Annotated in this window: 18 protein-coding genes and 1 tRNA gene; 12 read left to right on the forward strand and 7 right to left on the reverse strand. The window is 65.2% G+C overall.

Translation table 11 applies throughout. The annotated features are described in order from the left end of the window. Window positions 1–26 precede the first annotated feature (26 nt). The gene (locus JL100_RS36525; RefSeq protein ID WP_267133610.1) at window positions 27–317 is read left to right on the forward strand and encodes a hypothetical protein; all 291 of its coding nucleotides are present in this window, start codon (window positions 27–29) and stop codon (window positions 315–317) included. A gap of 40 nt (window positions 318–357) precedes the next feature. Here JL100_RS36525 and JL100_RS12325 read toward each other — a convergent pair. The 4 genes from JL100_RS12325 to JL100_RS12340 all read right to left on the reverse strand — a co-directional run bounded on the left by JL100_RS12325 (window position 358) and on the right by JL100_RS12340 (window position 5,418). After that, window positions 358–433, reverse strand: a tRNA-Lys gene (locus JL100_RS12325). Window positions 434–514: 81 nt separating this feature from the next. Further along, the gene (coaD, locus tag JL100_RS12330) at window positions 515–1,054 is read right to left on the reverse strand and encodes a pantetheine-phosphate adenylyltransferase (RefSeq protein ID WP_202679575.1); all 540 of its coding nucleotides are present in this window, start codon (window positions 1,052–1,054) and stop codon (window positions 515–517) included. A gap of 72 nt (window positions 1,055–1,126) precedes the next feature. Further along, on the reverse strand, window positions 1,127–3,808 hold the full coding sequence (gene gyrA / locus JL100_RS12335; RefSeq protein ID WP_407697017.1) for a DNA gyrase subunit A: 2,682 nt from the start codon (window positions 3,806–3,808) through the stop codon (window positions 1,127–1,129). A gap of 263 nt (window positions 3,809–4,071) precedes the next feature. Then, window positions 4,072–5,418: an MATE family efflux transporter gene (locus JL100_RS12340; RefSeq protein ID WP_202679573.1), complete on the reverse strand. Its 1,347-nt coding sequence runs from the start codon at window positions 5,416–5,418 to the stop codon at window positions 4,072–4,074. 237 nt (window positions 5,419–5,655) lie between these two features. On the opposite strand from JL100_RS12340, the gene JL100_RS12345 reads away from it, so the two are divergent. From JL100_RS12345 to JL100_RS12355, 3 genes are all read left to right on the forward strand, one after another. Continuing rightward, a complete protein-coding gene (locus JL100_RS12345) occupies window positions 5,656–5,814 on the forward strand; it encodes an entericidin A/B family lipoprotein (RefSeq protein ID WP_202679572.1) in 159 nt (52 codons plus the stop codon). 107 nt (window positions 5,815–5,921) lie between these two features. After that, on the forward strand, window positions 5,922–6,071 hold the full coding sequence (locus JL100_RS12350) for a hypothetical protein (RefSeq protein WP_202679571.1): 150 nt from the start codon (window positions 5,922–5,924) through the stop codon (window positions 6,069–6,071). 213 nt (window positions 6,072–6,284) lie between these two features. Continuing rightward, window positions 6,285–6,470 (forward strand): hypothetical protein, encoded by a 186-nt coding sequence (locus JL100_RS12355; protein ID WP_202679570.1) that lies wholly within the window; start codon window positions 6,285–6,287, stop codon window positions 6,468–6,470. Between the two features lie 73 nt (window positions 6,471–6,543). Here JL100_RS12355 and JL100_RS12360 read toward each other — a convergent pair whose 3' ends face one another. Further along, window positions 6,544–6,915: a methyl-accepting chemotaxis protein gene (locus tag JL100_RS12360; RefSeq protein ID WP_158045509.1), complete on the reverse strand. Its 372-nt coding sequence runs from the start codon at window positions 6,913–6,915 to the stop codon at window positions 6,544–6,546. 218 nt (window positions 6,916–7,133) lie between these two features. Here JL100_RS12360 and JL100_RS12365 point away from each other — a divergent pair, with 218 nt between their 5' ends. The 8 genes from JL100_RS12365 (at window position 7,134) to JL100_RS12400 (ending at window position 16,006) form a co-directional block, all read left to right on the forward strand. After that, complete coding sequence (locus tag JL100_RS12365; protein WP_202679569.1) at window positions 7,134–7,766, forward strand: hypothetical protein; 633 nt, start codon at window positions 7,134–7,136, stop codon at window positions 7,764–7,766. A 116-nt stretch (window positions 7,767–7,882) separates the two neighbouring features. Further along, window positions 7,883–8,968, forward strand: coding sequence for a histidinol-phosphate transaminase (gene hisC, locus JL100_RS12370; RefSeq protein WP_202679568.1), 1,086 nt, complete (start codon window positions 7,883–7,885; stop codon window positions 8,966–8,968). A 151-nt stretch (window positions 8,969–9,119) separates the two neighbouring features. After that, entirely contained in the window at window positions 9,120–10,655 is a 1,536-nt protein-coding gene (locus tag JL100_RS12375) for a DegQ family serine endoprotease (protein ID WP_202679567.1), read from the forward strand. A 104-nt stretch (window positions 10,656–10,759) separates the two neighbouring features. Continuing rightward, window positions 10,760–11,434 (forward strand): winged helix-turn-helix domain-containing protein, encoded by a 675-nt coding sequence (locus tag JL100_RS12380; protein ID WP_202679566.1) that lies wholly within the window; start codon window positions 10,760–10,762, stop codon window positions 11,432–11,434. Continuing rightward, entirely contained in the window at window positions 11,427–12,815 is a 1,389-nt protein-coding gene (locus tag JL100_RS12385) for an ATP-binding protein (protein WP_228421220.1), read from the forward strand. Before JL100_RS12380 ends, JL100_RS12385 begins: the two co-directional genes overlap by 8 nt. Window positions 12,816–13,028: 213 nt before the next feature. Next, window positions 13,029–13,505, forward strand: a complete 477-nt coding sequence (locus JL100_RS12390; protein ID WP_202679565.1) for a PAS domain-containing protein — start codon at window positions 13,029–13,031, stop codon at window positions 13,503–13,505. Between the two features lie 141 nt (window positions 13,506–13,646). Continuing rightward, complete coding sequence (locus tag JL100_RS12395; RefSeq protein WP_202679564.1) at window positions 13,647–15,575, forward strand: DNA translocase FtsK; 1,929 nt, start codon at window positions 13,647–13,649, stop codon at window positions 15,573–15,575. A 266-nt stretch (window positions 15,576–15,841) separates the two neighbouring features. Next, complete coding sequence (locus JL100_RS12400; protein ID WP_202679563.1) at window positions 15,842–16,006, forward strand: hypothetical protein; 165 nt, start codon at window positions 15,842–15,844, stop codon at window positions 16,004–16,006. A 27-nt stretch (window positions 16,007–16,033) separates the two neighbouring features. Here JL100_RS12400 and JL100_RS12405 read toward each other — a convergent pair whose 3' ends face one another. Continuing rightward, complete coding sequence (locus JL100_RS12405; RefSeq protein WP_202679562.1) at window positions 16,034–16,462, reverse strand: response regulator; 429 nt, start codon at window positions 16,460–16,462, stop codon at window positions 16,034–16,036. Further along, window positions 16,443–16,694: a hypothetical protein gene (locus JL100_RS12410; RefSeq protein WP_202679561.1), complete on the reverse strand. Its 252-nt coding sequence runs from the start codon at window positions 16,692–16,694 to the stop codon at window positions 16,443–16,445. Before JL100_RS12410 ends, JL100_RS12405 begins: the two co-directional genes overlap by 20 nt. Window positions 16,695–17,638: the final 944 nt, after the last annotated feature.

A 17,638-nucleotide genomic window follows, 5' to 3' on the forward strand; every position in this document is an offset into this window, starting at 1 on the left:
TCGCTCCCCTGCTCACAGGCCAAGGAGTGATCGTCCTTGATGACTGCTTCGATCCGGAGTGGCCGGGCGTTCCCACGGCCATGGCGGAATTTTGCCTGTCGCCGGAAGGCCGCCATATCCGCCCTTTCGCGGCATCACGGGCCAAGATGTACCTTTGCGCGCGCCACATGGTCCGGACGTACCAGCATTGCATCGTCATAAGCGGATTGGTCAGCAACATGTCGCTGGAGCGGGTCCTTGACGGATCGGTGCTGCGCTGTTTTACCAACTGGCCGATACCGCCCGAAACTCTGCTGCAGCAGCTTGATGCGGGTTGACAAAAAGCCCCCGGAAACCGTTGGTTTCCGGGGGCTTTTTTGGTGAGCGCGCTGGGGCTCGAACCCAGGACCTACTGATTAAAAGTCAGTTGCTCTACCAGCTGAGCTACGCGCTCTCAGGGTCGGGGCGGAACATAGGGGCCGGGACCCTTCCGGTCAACCTGCATTTACCCTGATCCAGCCCCCCGGTTCCCCCGTCAGACCTTGAGGGTCTGAACGCGCTTGGTCAGGTCGCCTGCGTCAAGCGCGAACCGCGCGGTGAGCCGTTCGGCGACCCTGGGCGAGACGAAATGCGTGATGTCGCCGCCCAGCCTGCCGATCTCCTTGACGAAGCGCGAGGAGATGAATTGATGGCGGTCGGACGCCATCAGGAAGACGGTCTCCACCTTTGGGTTCAAGCGGGCGTTCATGCCGGCCATCTGGAACTCGTATTCGAAGTCCGATACCGCCCGCAGGCCCCGGATGATCACCGAAGCGTTCATGTCCACGGCGAAGTGCATCAGCAGGCTGTCGAACGGCTTCACCTCGATCTTGGTGCCGTTCGGTTTCAGGGCCGCGATGTCTTCCTCGACCATCGCGACCCGTTCCTCGGTGGAGAAAAGAGGGCCTTTTCCGGCGTTGCGGGCGACGCCGACGATCAGGTGGTCCATCACGCGGGAAGCGCGCTGGATGATGTCCATGTGGCCGTTGGTGACCGGGTCGAATGTCCCGGGATAGACGCCGATCCGTTTGCTCATCTGCCGCTTCTTCCCCTAACCTCGGGGCGGCCTTGAACCTGCCGCACCCTGCACCCGTCATTGCTCCGCCAGTTACTCGGGCGACGCATCGTCGCCCCCGCTAACAGCGGTCTCCGCTTCCGCTTCCTCGGTCAGCCAAGCTACCGAGACGACCCGCTCGCCCTGCGCCACCCGGAACAGGGTGACGCCCTGGGTCTTGCGGCCCGCGATCCGGACATCGTGAATCGGCATTCGGATCATCTGCCCGCCATCCGTCACCAACATGACTTGATGATCATCCGTGACGGGGAAAGCCGCGACGACCGGGCCATTGCGCTCGTTCATCTCGATGTTCCAGATGCCCTGGCCGCCCCGACCGGTGACTCTGTACTCGTAGGAGGAGGTCCGTTTGCCGAATCCGCGCTCGGAGACGGTCAGGATGAACTCCTCCTTGCGCCGCATCGCCTCATAGCGCTCGGGCGACAGGGCGATATTGGTCGAAACCTCGGCGTCGGGATCGGGCGCCTCGTCGCTCGACGCCTCTTCCCCGGCCGCCCGGCGCTCGGCGTTGGCCTGGCGCAGGTAGGCGGCGCGTTCGTCGGCGTCGGCGTCGACATGGTTCAGCATCGACATGCCGATCACCTCGTCGCCGTCGGCCAGCCGGATGCCGCGGACGCCCGTGGAGGTGCGGCCGCTGAAGATCCGGATGTCGTCGACCTGGAAGCGGATGCACTTGCCGCCGCGCGTCGCCAGCAGAACGTCCTGGTCGACCGTGCCGGTCCGCACCGCGATCAGCCGCTCGCCTTCCTCTTCCAGCTTCATGGCGATCAGGCCGTTGGCCCGGATGTTGGTGAAGTCCGACAGCTTGTTGCGGCGGACGTTGCCCTTGCTGGTGGCGAAGAAGACGCACAGGTCGCCCCAGGTCGCCTCGTCCTCCGGCATGGGCATGACGGTGGAGATCGTCTCGCCGTCGACCAGCGGCAGCAGGTTGATCAGCGCCTTGCCGCGTGCCTGCGGCGTGCCGAGCGGCAGGCGCCAGACCTTCAGCTTGTAGACCATGCCGCGCGACGAGAAGAACAGCATGGGCGTGTGGGTATTGGCGACGAACAGGTCGTGGACCGTATCCTCCGCCTTCATGCTCATGCCCGAGCGGCCCTTGCCGCCGCGCCTCTGCGCCCGGTACGTGGAGACCGGGACCCGCTTGATGTAGCCGGAGTGACTGACCGTGACGACCATGTCCTCGCGCTGGATCAGGTCCTCGATGTCGGACTCGAACTCCAGCTCCATCAGGGTGGTTCGCCGCGGAGTGCCGAACCGCTCCTTCATTTCCAGCAGCTCGGTCCGCAGGATCTCCAGCAGCAGGGTGCGAGACGCCAGGACTTCGAGATAGTACGCGATCCGGTCCGTGACCTCGCGCAGGTCGCCGCCGATCTTGTCACGCTCCAGGCCGGTCAGGCGGTTCAACCGCAGTTCCAGGATGGCGCGGGCCTGGGCCTCGGACAGGCGGTAGGTCCCTTGCGGGCTGACGCCCCTGCCCGGCTCGTCGATCAGGGCGATCAACGGGGTGACGTCGCCGGCCGGCCAATCGCGGGCCATCATCTCCTCGCGCGCGACGCCGGCATCGGGCGCCCGGCGGATCAGCGCGATCATCTCGTCCAGGTTGGCGACTGCGACCGCCAAGCCGACCAGGGTATGCGCCTTCTCCCGCGCCTTGCCCAGCTCGAACTCGGTCCGGCGGGTAATGACCTGCTCGCGAAAGGCGACGAAGGCGGAGATGATGTCCTTCAAGGTCATCGTCAGCGGCCGGCCGCCGTTGAGCGCCAGCGCGTTGACGCCGAACGAGGTCTGCAGCGGCGTATAGCGGTAGAGCTGGTTCAAAACCACGTCGGCGACGGCGTCGCGCTTCAGCTCGATCACGACCCGGACGCCGTCACGGTCCGATTCGTCGCGCAGGTCGGAGATCCCCTCGATCGTCTTGTCGTGGACGACCTCGGCGATCCGCTCCATCATGCGGGCCTTGTTGACCTGGTAGGGCACCTCGTTGATCACGATGGCCCAGCGGTCCTTCCGGATCTCCTCGATCTCGGTCTTGCCGCGCATCACAATCGAGCCGCGGCCGGTATGGTAGGCCTGCCGGATGCCGGTCTTGCCCATCACCTGGGCGCCGGTCGGGAAATCCGGGCCCGGCACATGCTCCATCAGGTCTTCGATGGTGATGTCGTTGTCGTCGATATAGGCACAGCAGGCGTCTATCACTTCCCCCAGATTGTGGGGAGGGATGTTGGTCGCCATGCCGACCGCGATGCCGCCGGCGCCGTTGACCAGCAGGTTCGGAAAACGCGCGGGAAGGACGTCCGGCTCCGCCGACGATTCGTCGTAGTTGGGGTGGAAGTCGACGGTGTCCTTGTCGATGTCGTCGAGCAGGCTTTCCGCCGCCTTCGCTAGCCGCGCCTCGGTATAGCGCATGGCCGCGGGCGGGTCGCCGTCCATCGAACCGAAATTGCCCTGCCCGTCGATCAGCGGCAGGCGCATCGAGAAATCCTGGGCCATGCGGACCATGGCGTCATAGATCGCGCTGTCGCCGTGCGGGTGGTACTTACCCATCACGTCGCCGACGATACGGGCGGACTTCTTGTAAGGCTTGTTGCTGTCGTAACCGCCTTCCTTCATCGCGAACAGGATTCGGCGATGCACCGGTTTCAGGCCGTCGCGCACGTCGGGAAGGGCGCGGCTGACGATCACGCTCATGGCGTAGTCGAGATAGCTGCGCCGCATCTCCTCTTCGATGGTGACCGGCGAAATATCGGAAGGCGGAGGTGTGAGATTGGCGGTCAAAAATCGATCTCAGGTTCAGGTTAAACGATGACTGCGGGCAAGATCACCGGGCACCGCCCGACGATTTGGACACCCGTCATATATAAGGTGGGTGTACCAGTTTTTGCAGACGCTAACAATGCGTTACACCTTGGCCTGCGCTCCCGGCGAGCCTTGGGTGGAGCGAACCATAGCGCATACTCCCTCCGCAGCATATCCCGGCTTCACGCCCGCGACAGCAGGTGGAATCGGACCGACAGCACGGTGACGGAGAAGATGCTGGCGATCAGGATTCCCTCAAGCAGCCCGGCGACGCCCCGGCCGGCCCACAGCGTCAGTGCGGCGGCCAGCGGGATCATAATTCCGTAGTAGGAGAAAAAGTGCAGGACCGTCGGGACCCAGGCGTCGGCTTGGCCGCGCAGCGCGCTCGCCATGACCACCTGCCCGCCGTCCACGATCAGGATCAGCGCGCTGAAAGCGACGAGCGGCACGGTCAGGGCGAGCATTTCGGGGTCGGCCGTGAAAAGGCCGCCGATGTTTCGGGGCAGCAGCGCGAACAGCACCGCGAAGACCGCCAGGATCACCGTCGTGACGCCCAGCCCGGTCCAGCCCGCCACCATGATCTCGCGCCGGTCGCGCCGGCCGTAGGCGACTCCGACCCGAACCCCGGTGGCGGTCGCCAGACCGACGGCGGTCATGAAGGACAAGGCGACCAGGTTCAGCAGGATCGTGTAGGCGCCCAGATCGAGCGGCCCGACCATGCCGGCGAACAGGCCGAGGATGGAGAAGGCGCTGCTTTCGAGCGCGAGGCTGATCCCGGCGGCATAACCCAGCTGCCGCTGGCGCACGGCACCGCTCCACCAGCGGGTGACCCTGCGGCGGATGCCGTAGCGATCCCGGTCGGACAGATGCCAGACATAGGCCATCAGCGACAGCGCCAGCATCCAGCGTACCCCGGTGGTCGCCCAGGCAGATCCCTCCGCCCCCAGCGCCGGTATGCCCCAGGCGCCCCACACCAGGATGATGTTGAGCGGGATGTTCAGGAGGTTGGCGGCGATCATGGCGATCATGCCCGGCACCGGCCGCTTCAGCCCCTCCAGGAAGAAGGCGGTCGTGGTGTAGAGCATGGCCGCCGGGATGCCGGCCGCCAGCACGAAGAACACGCCGGCACCGCCCCTCGCCAGGTCGGGGTCCTGCCCGGTCAGCCGGAAGAAACCTTCGCCGCCCAGGCTGAGCAGTGCCGCACCGATGCCGAGCAGGAAGGCGTAAGGCAGGGAACGGCGCCAGATCGCCCCGCATTCCTCCGGCTTCTCCGCCCCGACCGAGTGGGAGGTCAGGATCAGGGTACCCAGCAGAAGCCCGATGCCTGCGGTCACCAGCATTTGCGCAGGCAGGGTCCCCAACCCCAGATAAGCCAGCTCCTGGGAGCCGTAGCGGCCCACGATCAGGATGTCGACCGCCGACATGACCATCAGTCCGGCCCGCGCGACGATCACCGGCACGGCCAGCCTCAGCAGTTCGGTGATGTGATGGCGCAAGGCGGCCCGGCGGCCCCCGCCTTCCTGATCCATGGTGATTATGATTGCGTCTCCAGCCGATACGGTGCCCAGAAAAACGGCACTTGGCGGATTCTGTCAAGTTTCCCGCAGACATGGCGGGGTTGCGGTACTACTGCACGCTGTCGTCGCGCCGCTGCCTCCGATGGCTCTACCCGCTTGATCCATGACGCCGGCGCCGCGTCGCATGGAACATCCGCCCGGACGCGGTGTTCCTTTGTCGAATGTCAATCAACTTCGGAGACGACAAAAATGACGAAGCTCAACCGTCCGGATCGCAAGGCCCGTCCGTTCATGATGGCTGCCGGCGCCCTGGCGTTGGTTACCCTGCTTGGGGCCTGCAACACGATCGAGGGCCTTGGCCGCGACACCGAGCGCGCCGGCGAGGCCGTTCAGGACAGCGCCCAGTAACGCTCGCCTGAACAGGTTTCGTGACGGAAATCCGTTGCCGGTCCGGGACTTTTCAAGAACCTGTAGGTTGATGAAAAGTACCCGGACACAGCAGGAAAATAATGAACATGCGCTTTGAGCTTACCGGCCCGCCGGGAGTGGATCCCGACCAGCCGAATACCCCGCCGCCGGAAGTGCCGCCCGAGGTGGAGCCGACTCCGGAAATTCCCCCGATGCAGGATCCGCCGCCCGACGTTCAGCCACCGACCAGGGCCTGAACCTTCCCTGTTGCGCAGGATCGCCTTCGGGCGTCAGCCAGTACGAAGATATCGCCGGCACGGGCAGTAAAGTGCGATTTGCATCCCATATGGTCTAGCTCCATATGTATAGTGCTTGGGAGGTAGTTAACGCTGCTCTACCATTTACGATACATTAGGTATTGGGGCGGCCTAATGTAGCAATGCAACGTACTGGTCTGGCGAGGATTGACCGTGAAGCAGGCTGCCCTGTACCGAAAAGTAGAGCCTGAGGCCCACCCTTATCCGGAAGCGCTTCATGCGGACGGTGAGCTGGAATGGTCGCCCCGCCGCCGCGTGGCAACCATTCTCGCTGCGGCGCTCGTGTCGTGGGGGCTGGTAATCGGCGCAGGCTACGGTCTTTACAGCCTGTTCTTCTGAGCCTGCGTCCAGGATGGACCGTCACCCCTTACCCGTGTCGAACGGAAAGGGGTGACAAACCCGGCCGCAGCCATCACACTGAGCTGATCGCCTTCTCGACGAGCTGGCCCAGGTGCTGGGTCCGCTTGGTCAGGCTTTGCAGCACCGAGGAAATTTCCGCGGTCGCCGCGGCGGTCTGGCCGGACAGGTTTTTCACCTCGCCCGCCACGACCGCGAATCCCTTCCCGGCCTCTCCGGCGCGGGCCGCCTCGATCGTCGCGTTGAGCGCCAGCAGGTTGGTCTGCTTGGCGATCGCATCGATCTGCTGGGCGACGGTTCCGACCTTTTCGATCTCGCTGCGCAGACCCTCCAGTTCCCGGCTGATTTCCTGCAGGGAAGCTGACAGTTCCTGGCGGCTCAAGGTGCCGGCGTTATCAGAGGCGCTGAGTTCGTTGCCATAGGACATGGGAAGACACCTGGAGTTGAGTTATTGGGTCCGCGTGGCGGGACGCGGCGGCGGACCATCGAGCAGGATTAAAGCAGACTTTCCTAAATTTTCGTGAGTCCGCCCTGCTACGGGTCCGTGCGACTTTTCGGCGGGTGACGGGAAGCCACCGAATGCTATGGTGCGGTTCGCTGCCGGGCCCCGGCGGCGAACCGGGAAAGCAAACTCCAAGCAGCGTTATGATACTGACACCCATCGATACTTTCGATCTCCCCGCAGCGATCGACCGCTTCGAACAAGGTCTGGCCGGCCGGCCGCGGGCACTCTCGGCTTTCCGGCGGATCGCGTCTTCGATCCCGTCCGACGGGAGACTCGGGGACCCCTCGGAGCAACGGACCCAGGCCGTCGCGCTGGCCGCGTCGCTGGGGATCGAAACCTTGGACGAGGCGCCCGCCGAGGCTTTCAGCTGGGACGGGCAGCGGATCCGGACCCGAAGCGAGCCATCGGTCGTGATCCACGAGATCGCCCATTGGCAGCTCTGCGCCCCGGAGCGGCGTCCGCTCTTCGACTTCGGTCTCGGCGCGGGTCCCGAGACGGGGCGAATCGCCGAGGCCGATGCGGTCACGGCCCTGTCGGAGGAGGAGCGCCAGGACGAGGAGACGCTGACCTCCCTGCTGGGCATCCTGTGGGAAGCCGAACTGGGTCAGCCGGCCATGCTGGCCTTCCTGGAGCAGAACTGGATGGAAGGCTACGACCGCCCGGCGACCCCGGCCCATTTCGACCAGGTCCTGAACCGCCTGCATGCCGGCGGATTCATCGATGACCAGGCAAGGCCGCTTCCCGTCGCGCGCCGCGCCGGACAGGCGCTCTGAAATCCCCTGCGCCATCCGGTCACTGGAATATTCCTTCCTTTTCGACTTCTATGATGATTTGAGGCCATGACTCCCTCGGTACTGCGCGGGAGCGAAAAACAGGGAGACGTTTGCCGATGGAACGGCTGACACCGAGGGTGGGCATTGGCCAGATAACCCCGCACAAGCCGGTCCGCGTTCCGCACGGCGGGCGCCCCCTCATCGACCTGTCTCTCAGCCACAACGCCTTGGGACCAAGCCCGAAATCGATCACCGCCTATCGGCAGGCGGCCCAGAACCTGCACCGGTATCCCGATGGCGAGCATACGGCGCTGCGCGCGGCGATCGCGCGCCGCTACGACATCGAGCCGGACCACATCACCTGCTCGAACGGGTCGGACGAGATGATCCAGATCGTCACGGAGTCCTATGCCGGCCCGGGCGACGAGGTGCTGTTCCACCAGTACGGCTATCACGGCTTCGTCAAGGCGGCCCGGATGACCGGGGCGACACCGGTTATCGCGGCCGAGCGCGACTTGGCCGTCGACGTGGAGGCTCTCGCCGAACTGGCCGGCGACCGGACGAAGATCGTGTTCCTGGCCAATCCCAACAATCCCACCGGTTCCTATGTCCCGTCCGAGCAGGTGCAGCGGCTGCGGGCCGAACTGCCGGCGCATACCTTGCTGGTGCTCGACAGCGCCTATGCGGATTACGTCCGCCGCAACAATTACGACCCCGGATTCGACTTGGTGAACGAGCACGACAACGTGCTGATGGTCCGCACCTTCTCCAAGCTTCATGGGCTGGCGGGCCTGCGGATCGGCTGGGCCTACGGCCCGCCGGCGATCATCGAGACGCTGGACCGTGTCAGGCCGCTCTACAATGTCGGGCTGCCGGCCCAGGCCGCCGCCGCCGCGGCACTCGGCGACCTGGAGCACGAGGAGGCGACGCTCGCCCACAACGACGCCTGGAGCGCTTGGCTGTCCCATGAACTGCGGTCGATCGGCGTGCGGGTCTATCCAAGCGTCTGCAACTTCCTGCTGGTCCGGATTCCGCCGGATCCGACCATGAGCGTCCCGATGCTGTCGCAGCACCTGCTGGACCATGGCATCCTGGTGAAATCGCTGGGCCACTATGGCCTGCCCGACTGCATGAGGATCACGATCGGCACCGAGGAGGAGAACCACGCGCTGATGGGCGCGCTGCGCGAGGTGCTGGACTGATCCGGGGGCCGGCTCTCCGGGCAGCCCCGTGCCGGAGGGAAACCTTTCGGCGATTTAATGTTGCCGCAAGGAGACGGTAAGGCTCGTACCGCTAGAACGCCATCAATGCCGCCCTGTGGCGGCTCCCGATTCGTTCAGCCAGGAGCCTCGAATGGTCCCGTCTCTACCGGTCACCCGTTTCCCCGCCCCTGCCCTCGCCGCACGTTTCCGCAGGGCGACCGCCGCCTTCCTGCTGGGCACCACGATCCTGTCCGGCGCCGCCGCCGTGCTTCCCGCCGCTGCCGCCGCCCCGGTGTCGGTGCCGGGAGTGTCGCAGGAACTGCCGGGCAGCTTCGCCGACCTGGTCGACCGGGTCATGCCGGCCGTGGTCAACGTCTCAACCGTCCAAAGCGGCGACGGCGCTCCCGAGCAGCGCGATCTGCCTGGAATGCCGGAATTCCCGCCCGGCTCGCCCTTCGAAGAGTTCTTCCGCCAGTTCCAGGAGCAGCAGCGCGGGTCCCGCCCGCGCGCGGAGCGCCAGCAGGCGCAGGGGTCCGGCTTCATCATCGACGCGGGCGGCTACGTGGTGACCAACAACCACGTGATCGACGGCGCCGACGAGATCAGCGTGACCCTGCACGACGGCTCCAGGCTTGACGCCAAGCTGGTCGGGCGCGACCCGAAGACCGACTTGGCGCTGCTGAAGGTCGAGGCCGGGAAGCCGCTGGCCTACCTGGAGTTCGGCGACAGCGACACCGCGCGCGTCGGCGACTGGGTGATCGCGATCGGCAACCCCTTCGGACTCGGCGGCACCGTGACCTCCGGCATCGTCTCCGCCCGCGGGCGCGACATTCAGGCCGGGCCTTACGACGACTTCCTGCAGCTCGATGCCTCGATCAACCGCGGCAATTCCGGCGGCCCGACCTTCGACGTGCAAGGACGCGTGATCGGCATCAACACGGCCATCTTCTCCCCCAATGGCGGCAGCGTCGGCATCGGTTTCGCGATCCCGTCGAATCTGGCCAAGGGCGTCATCGCCCAGCTGCGCGAGAACGGCGCGGTCAGCCGCGGCTGGCTGGGCGTGCAGATCCAGCAGGTCACGCCGGAGATCGCCGACAGCCTCGGCCTAGAGCCCAAGGGCGCGCTGGTCGCGGACGTCACGGCGAACAGCCCGGCTGCCAAGGCCAAGCTGGCGGCGGGAGACGTGATCCTGGCGCTGGACGGGCGGCCGGTCGACACGATCAAGGATCTCACCCGGATGGTGGCGGACAGCAAGACCGGCTCCACCGTCAAGCTGGACATCCTGCGCCGGGGCAAGCGCGAGACCGTCGCCGTCACGCTGGACGCCATGCCCGACCAGCCCCAGGTCGCCGCGGCGACGCAGTCGCCGGACCAGCCGGGAGCGGCCCAGACCGACACCGTCCTCGGCATGACCCTGTCCTCGCTCGATATGTCCGGCCGGCGCCGCTTCGGCCTGTCCGAGGGTGTCGAGGGGGTGCTGGTGGTCGGGCTGGAGGATGCCGCCAACGGCGTGAACCTGCGGCCGGGCGACGTGATCACCGAAGTCGGCAACGAGCGGGTCGCCGCCCCCGCCCAGATCGCGGCGAAGGTCGAGGAGGCCAGGGAGGCCGGCCGCGGAGCCGTGCTGCTGCGGGTCAACCGCCAGGGCACCGAGCAGTTCGTCGCCGTTCCGATCAAGAAGGCGTGATCATGGGCAGGGGCTTCGGGGGAGCGTCCCCCGATGACCGCCCCGCTCCCTCCGGGCGGAGCGATCCTCCTGGCGAGCGGGCCCCGATCGGCTATGATGGGGGCATGAAGATACTGGTCATCGAGGATGACGCCCAGGCGGCCGCCTACATGGTCAAGGGCCTGAGGGAGAGCGGCCACGTCGTCGACCATGCGGCCGACGGGAAGGACGGCCTGTTCATGGCTGGGTCGGAGACTTACGACGTGCTGATCGTCGACCGGCTCCTCCCGGGACGGGACGGCCTGTCGCTGGTGGAGATCCTGCGCGGGGCCGGCACCGACACGCCGGTCCTGTTCCTCAGCGCGCTGGGCAGCGTCGACGACCGGGTGCGCGGTCTGCGCGCCGGCGGCGACGACTACCTGACGAAGCCCTACGCCTTCTCCGAGCTGCTGGCCCGGGTCGAGGCCCTGGGCCGGCGCAAGTCGGCGGGAGCCGCCGCGACCACCCGCCTGCAGGTCGGCGACCTGGAGATGGACCTGCTGGCGCGACGGGTGCGGCGGGGTACCAGGCAGATCGACCTGCTCCCCCGCGAGTTCAGGCTGCTGGAGTATCTGATGCGGCATGCCGGCAACGTCGTCACTCGCACCATGCTGCTGGAGAGCGTCTGGGACTATCATTTCGACCCCCAGACCAACGTGATCGACGTGCATGTTGCGCGGCTGCGGCAGAAGATCGACCGCGACTTCCCGACGCCGATGATCCACACCGTGCGCGGCGCCGGATATACCCTGCGTGCCTGACCTCGGCCTGCTCAGAACCACCACGTTCAGGGTGGCGCTGCTCTATCTCGGCCTGTTCCTCGCGTCGGTTCTGGTGATCCTGGGGCTTATCTACTGGTTCACAGCCGGCTTCATCGAGCGCCAGACCGACGAGACCATCGCGGCGGAGATCGCCGGATTGCGGGAGCATTACCGCCAACGGCGCCTGCCGGGCCTGATCGAGGTCGTCAATGCCCGCAGCGCCACGCCGCGGACGAACACCCTCTACCTGGTCGCGTCGCCGACCTATGCCCCGCTGGCCGGCAACCTGTCGGCCTGGCCTGACGCCGCCCCGGATTCGGACGGCTGGGTCGAGTTCGAGATCAAGGACGCGGCGCCAACGCCGGACGGCCGGCGCCATGACGCCAGGGCCGTGATGTTCACCCTTTCCGGCGGCTATCACCTCCTGGTCGGGCGCGACACGCGGGAGCGCGGTCAGTTCCAGGAGCGGGTGCTGATCTCGCTCGCCTGGGCGCTGCTGCTCACGGTAGGCCTGGGTGCCGCCGGCGGCGTGCTGATCAGCCGCAACGTGATGCACCGCATCGACGCCATCAACCGGACGACCCGCCAGATCATGTCCGGCGCCCTGCAGGAACGGATGGCGGTCAAGGGCAGCGGCGACGAGCTGGACCAGCTCGCCGGAAACCTCAACGCGATGCTCGACCAGATCGAGCAACTCATGGTCGGCATGCGGCAGGTGTCGGACAGCATCGCGCACGACCTGCGGACGCCGCTGACGCGCCTGCGGTCGCGCCTGGAGATAACCCTTGTCGAATGCGCCGGCGAGGACGAGTACCGCGGCGCCATCCAGGAGGCGATCGGGGAGGCGGACCGCCTGCTCGGCATCTTCTCCGCATTGCTGAGCATCGCCGAGGCCGAGGCCGGAACCCTCCAGCGCAGCTTCCACAAGGTCGCGCTGGCCGATATCGCCCGCCAGATCGCCGACCTCTACGAACCCGCGGCCGAGGAAGCCGGGCTCAGCCTCGACAGTGACATTCGGGCCGAGCCGGTCGTTCTCGGCAACCAGCAGCTCCTCGCCCAGGCTGTCGCCAACCTGCTGGACAACGCGCTGAAATACTCCCCGGCGGGAGGACGGGTTACCGTGGTCGTAGACGGCCCCGACGGGTCCCGCGGTGCCTTCATCTCGGTATCCGACGGCGGCCCGGGGATCCCGGCCGACCAGCGGGAGAGCGTCCTGCGGCGATTCGTTCGGCTGGAGTCGAGCCGGAGCTCGCCAGGCAACGGGCTGGGGCTCAGCCTGGTAGATGCCGTAGCCCGGCTGCACGGCGCCCGTCTCGAAATGGACGATAACCGGCCGGGACTGATCGTTGCCATTGCGTTCCCCCGGATCGACGCTGGGTGACAAGTTTCAGAAACACCTTGCCAGTGACTCCGCCAGCCTGTTACCCGTAGGGCGACCGGCATTTCCCCGCCGGTTGACGCATGCCCGTAAGGGTTCGGCCCGCCGGGTACGGTCCGGGTGGGCGGATTTCCCGGGAGGATGTCGTCACGCGGGGCACCGGCCGACTTCATGTTCCCGACTTTTACCCGCTGACGTGGGGCAGCGCATATCGATATGACCGACGAAACCCTCGTCCTTCGCCATCCCAAGCTGCTCAGCCTTTACGCCTTCTGGCTGGAGCAATGTGCGGGAGCGCCGCTGCCGCTGGCATCCGCGCTGAACCCGACGGGGCTGCGGCCCTGGCTTGGCAACCTGCTGATCATGGATGTCGTCCGCAATTCGGACTTCGTCTATTCGTATTACGGCCAGTCCTTCTCGGACTCGTTCGGCGGGGACCGGGTCGGCCAGTCGATCGCGCGCCTGCCCGAACCCCAGGGTGACATCCTGCGCGCGGAATACGACCGCGTCCGGACGGAGGTCAGGCCCGTCGCCCGCGTCTATTCCGCCGATTTCGACGGCGTACCCTCCACATGGGAACGGCTGGTGCTCCCGCTGACCGAGGACGGCTCCACCGTAGGCAAGCTGCTGGTCGGCGCCTACAAGCTCGACCGGCCCCACCCCGTCGCCACGGGTGCTCCCAGGGCGTTCTGAAAGCCGGCGGAAATTCGGCCGCTTGCGGGCCGAGTATTGACGAACATTTACCATTGGGAGACGGAGCGGCGTTAGGATGCGGCACGGGGAACCGGCCGCCGGCGTTTCCCGATTCACTATTCCAGGTGTTTGGACCAGACCATGACTCAACAGGAAAGCCGTCTGCCCATCGATGCGGCTAATTCCGACATTACGACCGCCCAGGAGTTCAACCTGAGCTGTGCCATGAACAGCCAGCCGTTCAGGCTCCTCCTGGACGAATGGTCCGACGGCGCGGTCGAATGGGTCTTGGAAATCAATCCGGGCCGACCGAACGCGACCATCGCCTACGGCACCGGCCAACAGGAAGAGCTGTTCGCGGTCATCGCCGCCAACGCCTTCCTCGCCGGCGTGGAATGGGGCGAAGCGACCGCCAGGGCGCCCATGATCGGCCAGGATGCCGGCGACGCCGATGACCTGGAGGCCGGAGACGGGGACGAGGCCGGCGAATACCCGGAAGCCGCTCCCCGCGACCCGAACGCGCCGTACGAGCTGCCGCCGGTCGAGCTGCTGCAGCCGGCCCCGCCGACCGACAAGGCGACGATGGACGAGTCCTCGCTGGCCCACAACGCCCGCAACCTGGAAACGGTGCTGAAGAACTTCGGCGTGCGCGGGGAGATCATGGAGGTGCGGCCCGGCCCGGTCGTTACCCTGTACGAGCTGGAGCCCGCCCCCGGCCTGAAGTCGTCGCGCGTCATCAACCTGGCGGAAGACATCGCCCGGTCGATGCGGGCGCTGACCGTCCGCATCGCCGTGGTGCCGGGCCGCAGCGTGATCGGCATCGAATTGCCCAACCCGACACGGGAAAAGGTCTTCCTGCGCGAGATGCTGGACTGCGACGCCTATCAGCAGACCCCGGCCAAGCTGGCGCTGGTGCTGGGCAAGGACATCGGCGGCACGCCGATCGTCGTGGACCTGGCACGCATGCCGCACCTGCTGATCGCCGGCACCACGGGGTCGGGCAAGTCGGTCTGCATCAATACCATGATCCTGTCGCTGCTCTACCGATTGCCGCCGGAGAAGTGCCGTTTCATCATGGTCGATCCGAAGATGCTGGAGCTGTCGGTCTATGACGGCATCCCGCACCTGCTGGCCCCCGTGGTGACCGATCCGAAGAAGGCGATCGTCGCTCTGAAATGGGCCGTGCGCGAGATGGAGAGCCGTTACCGTGCCATGGCCAAGTTCGGCGTCCGCAACATCGAGGGCTATAACCAGCGGATCGGGGAACTGCTGGAGACGGGCGAGCAGGTGTTCCGCCAAGTCCAGGTCGGCTACGACAAGGCCAAGCGCCAGCCGATCTTCGAGGAACAGCCGATGGAGCTGAAGTCCCTGCCCTACATCGTGGTGGTGGTGGACGAGATGGCGGACCTGATGCTGGTGGCCGGCAAGGACATCGAGGCGGCGATCCAGCGGCTGGCGCAGATGGCGCGGGCAGCCGGCATCCACCTGATCATGGCGACCCAGCGGCCCTCGGTCGACGTGATCACCGGCACCATCAAGGCCAACTTCCCGACCCGGATCAGCTTCCAGGTCACCAGCAAGATCGACAGCCGCACCATCCTGGGCGAACAGGGCGCCGAGCAACTCCTCGGCCAGGGCGACATGCTCTATATGGCTGGCGGTGGCCGTATCACCCGAGTCCACGGCCCCTTCGTCACCGACGAGGAAGTGGAGGACGTCGTCCGCCACTTGAAGGAGCAGGGCACGCCCGACTATCTCCACTCCATCACGGAGGACGACGACAGCGCCGGCGACGACGAGGAGACCCCCTCCCCCGCTCCGGAGGAAGGCGCCGCTCCGTTCACCGGCAGCGACGACGAGCTATATGAGCATGCGGTCGCCCTGGTGACCCGTGAGCGCAAGGCCTCGGTCAGCTTCATCCAGCGCTGCCTCCAGATCGGCTACAACCGGTCGGCTCGGCTGGTGGACCGCATGGAAGCCGAAGGTATCGTCAGTTCCGCCAATCACGTTGGCAAGCGCGATGTGCTGGTGTCGTCACGCAGCGAGGCCTACGAGCGCGACGGCGCTTGATGGCCAAGCGCGATGGCGCTCGAGTTCGTTTCTCGTTTTCGCGGTTGCGAAGAGGAATGCGGTAATACCAGTCCAGGAAAAACAAAACAGCGGGAGATTTGTCTTGTACTCGACAAGACTTCCTGGCAATTTATTGGTTTGCTACTCGAAAGATCACTCTCGTAAGCGCTGCGGACACGGAGTAGCATTTGGGTCATAAAGGTGCAAAGCGCCAGTAAGGCGAATGCGCTAGTCTAAGAACTGCGCGCCCAAGGGGGAGAAACGTCATGACCGGCAATCCGCGTAAAGAACCCTCTCTGACCGACCTGCTGAACGATCCGATCATCCAGCTCGTTATGCGCCGCGACGCGGTCGAACGGGAAGCCATCGAGGCCATGATCGCCAAGCTGCGCCTGAGTCGGCGCGCCGCGGCCGAGCGCATGGCGGCCTGAGCGGACCCTTTCCGGCCGGACGCCGGCTTACAGGTCCGCCCGCACTACCCTTTCTTCCGTGAACAGCATCAGGCCGTCGGGCAGATCGCCCGGCGGCTCGTTTGCCATGATCGATGCCGCGACGCGGATGCTGTCCAGGACCGCGTCGGTCGTGTAAGGCTTCGCCAGGAATCCCAGGGCCACATCTGCGGCCTGAACGGCCCTGTCCGCCTGTTCGGTGACGAACAACGAAGCTAGCCTGAAATGCTTCTTCATGCCCCGGGCCGCGGCGATGCCGCTCCCTCCCGGTCCGAGATCGATATCCATCAGGGTCAGGGCGGGGCGGTGCTGCCGCGCCAGGTCCATGGCCGCCTTGACGGTCGTGGCGTAGCCCACGACTTCGTGGCCGGCATCCTCCAGCGTCAGTCCCAGCTTCGCGGCCAGCAGACCATCATCTTCAACGATCAGGATCCGCATCCTGCTCCTCTTCGTTCTCGTCGTTTCGCTGCATCGACATAGGTTCCAGGATCCCGCCGACCAGTGACCTTTCGGACGGAAGAGGGACGACCACGAGGTCCACCTCCCGCACGTAGGAGAGGATGGTGCCATTGGCGAGCATGATATCGTACTTGGGTTGCAGTTCGATGGTCCGCCCGACGACGCGGCCGACCTGATCGCCGTACCCGACCCTGGTTCCGAGCTTGAGCATCGCGTTCTCCCTGGCACATGCCTGAATTCCAGTAGAACCCAAAGCAGTTGCATGGTGTGGAAATACGAAGCGGACGGGTTGCGCAAATAAGAGGTACGCTGCCGCACGCCGGGATGCTGCGGGCGCCATGATCCGATCGATCCGTTCGGAATTTCAAACGGCTCCTCGTTTAATATACTAAACAGACAATGGAGATCGAGTGCGCGACTTGTGCGGCGACGCTCTGCGAGCTTGCCCATGATCGGTGACCATGAGTGCCTTGGACGCCGATGTCGTCCAGCCGGCGCTTCGGCACCGATGGCACAGAAAGTTCAGTGTGAAGCCACCATGATGAAAATTCATGATGCACCTGCTAACTGCGAATCTGCAGGTTGTGGGATCTGCGATCTTGCAGGCTTTCCATTTCACTTACTGAACACCCAGAACGGGGCAGGTGTGATGGAGAAGCGGATCATAGGAAAAGATACTAGTGGATTGGTTCTGTGCCTACAGGCCTATAACAGGATTTTAAACCGATTAACCTATTCTTCATAGGTTGATGAGGTAGCTTGAACCCGTCTGGCACCTCAGGATCGGTGAGATTGAGGCGGGAAGATTCCCTTGGAGACGATATAGTTGGAGGTATCGAGTCGCCGCTCGCCGCTCCTACGATCCTGGCCGAAGTGCCGCGCAGAGAATGCCTGCCCCTGGCATGATTTCCCCAGATACTGTGGATAAGCTTGTGGGAAAGTCACGGGAGAAGTGTGCGTCCATCGGTCAGGACAGGGGTCTCGAAGGATTGCCTATATTTTGAGCAGCAGCGATAACTGCATGAAATCGTTTAGCATAGTCAACAGGAAAGAGGCTTGGCAGGAAAACTTTGAGCGATTTCGTCGGTTTGATGGCTGGTGTGGCGCTCCGCCGACACTATGTGGAAATTTTCCAGAGCCGCCCATCGGAGGGGA

The sequence above is a fragment of the Skermanella mucosa genome (assembly GCF_016765655.2).
Classification (GTDB): Bacteria; Pseudomonadota; Alphaproteobacteria; order Azospirillales; family Azospirillaceae; genus Skermanella; species Skermanella mucosa.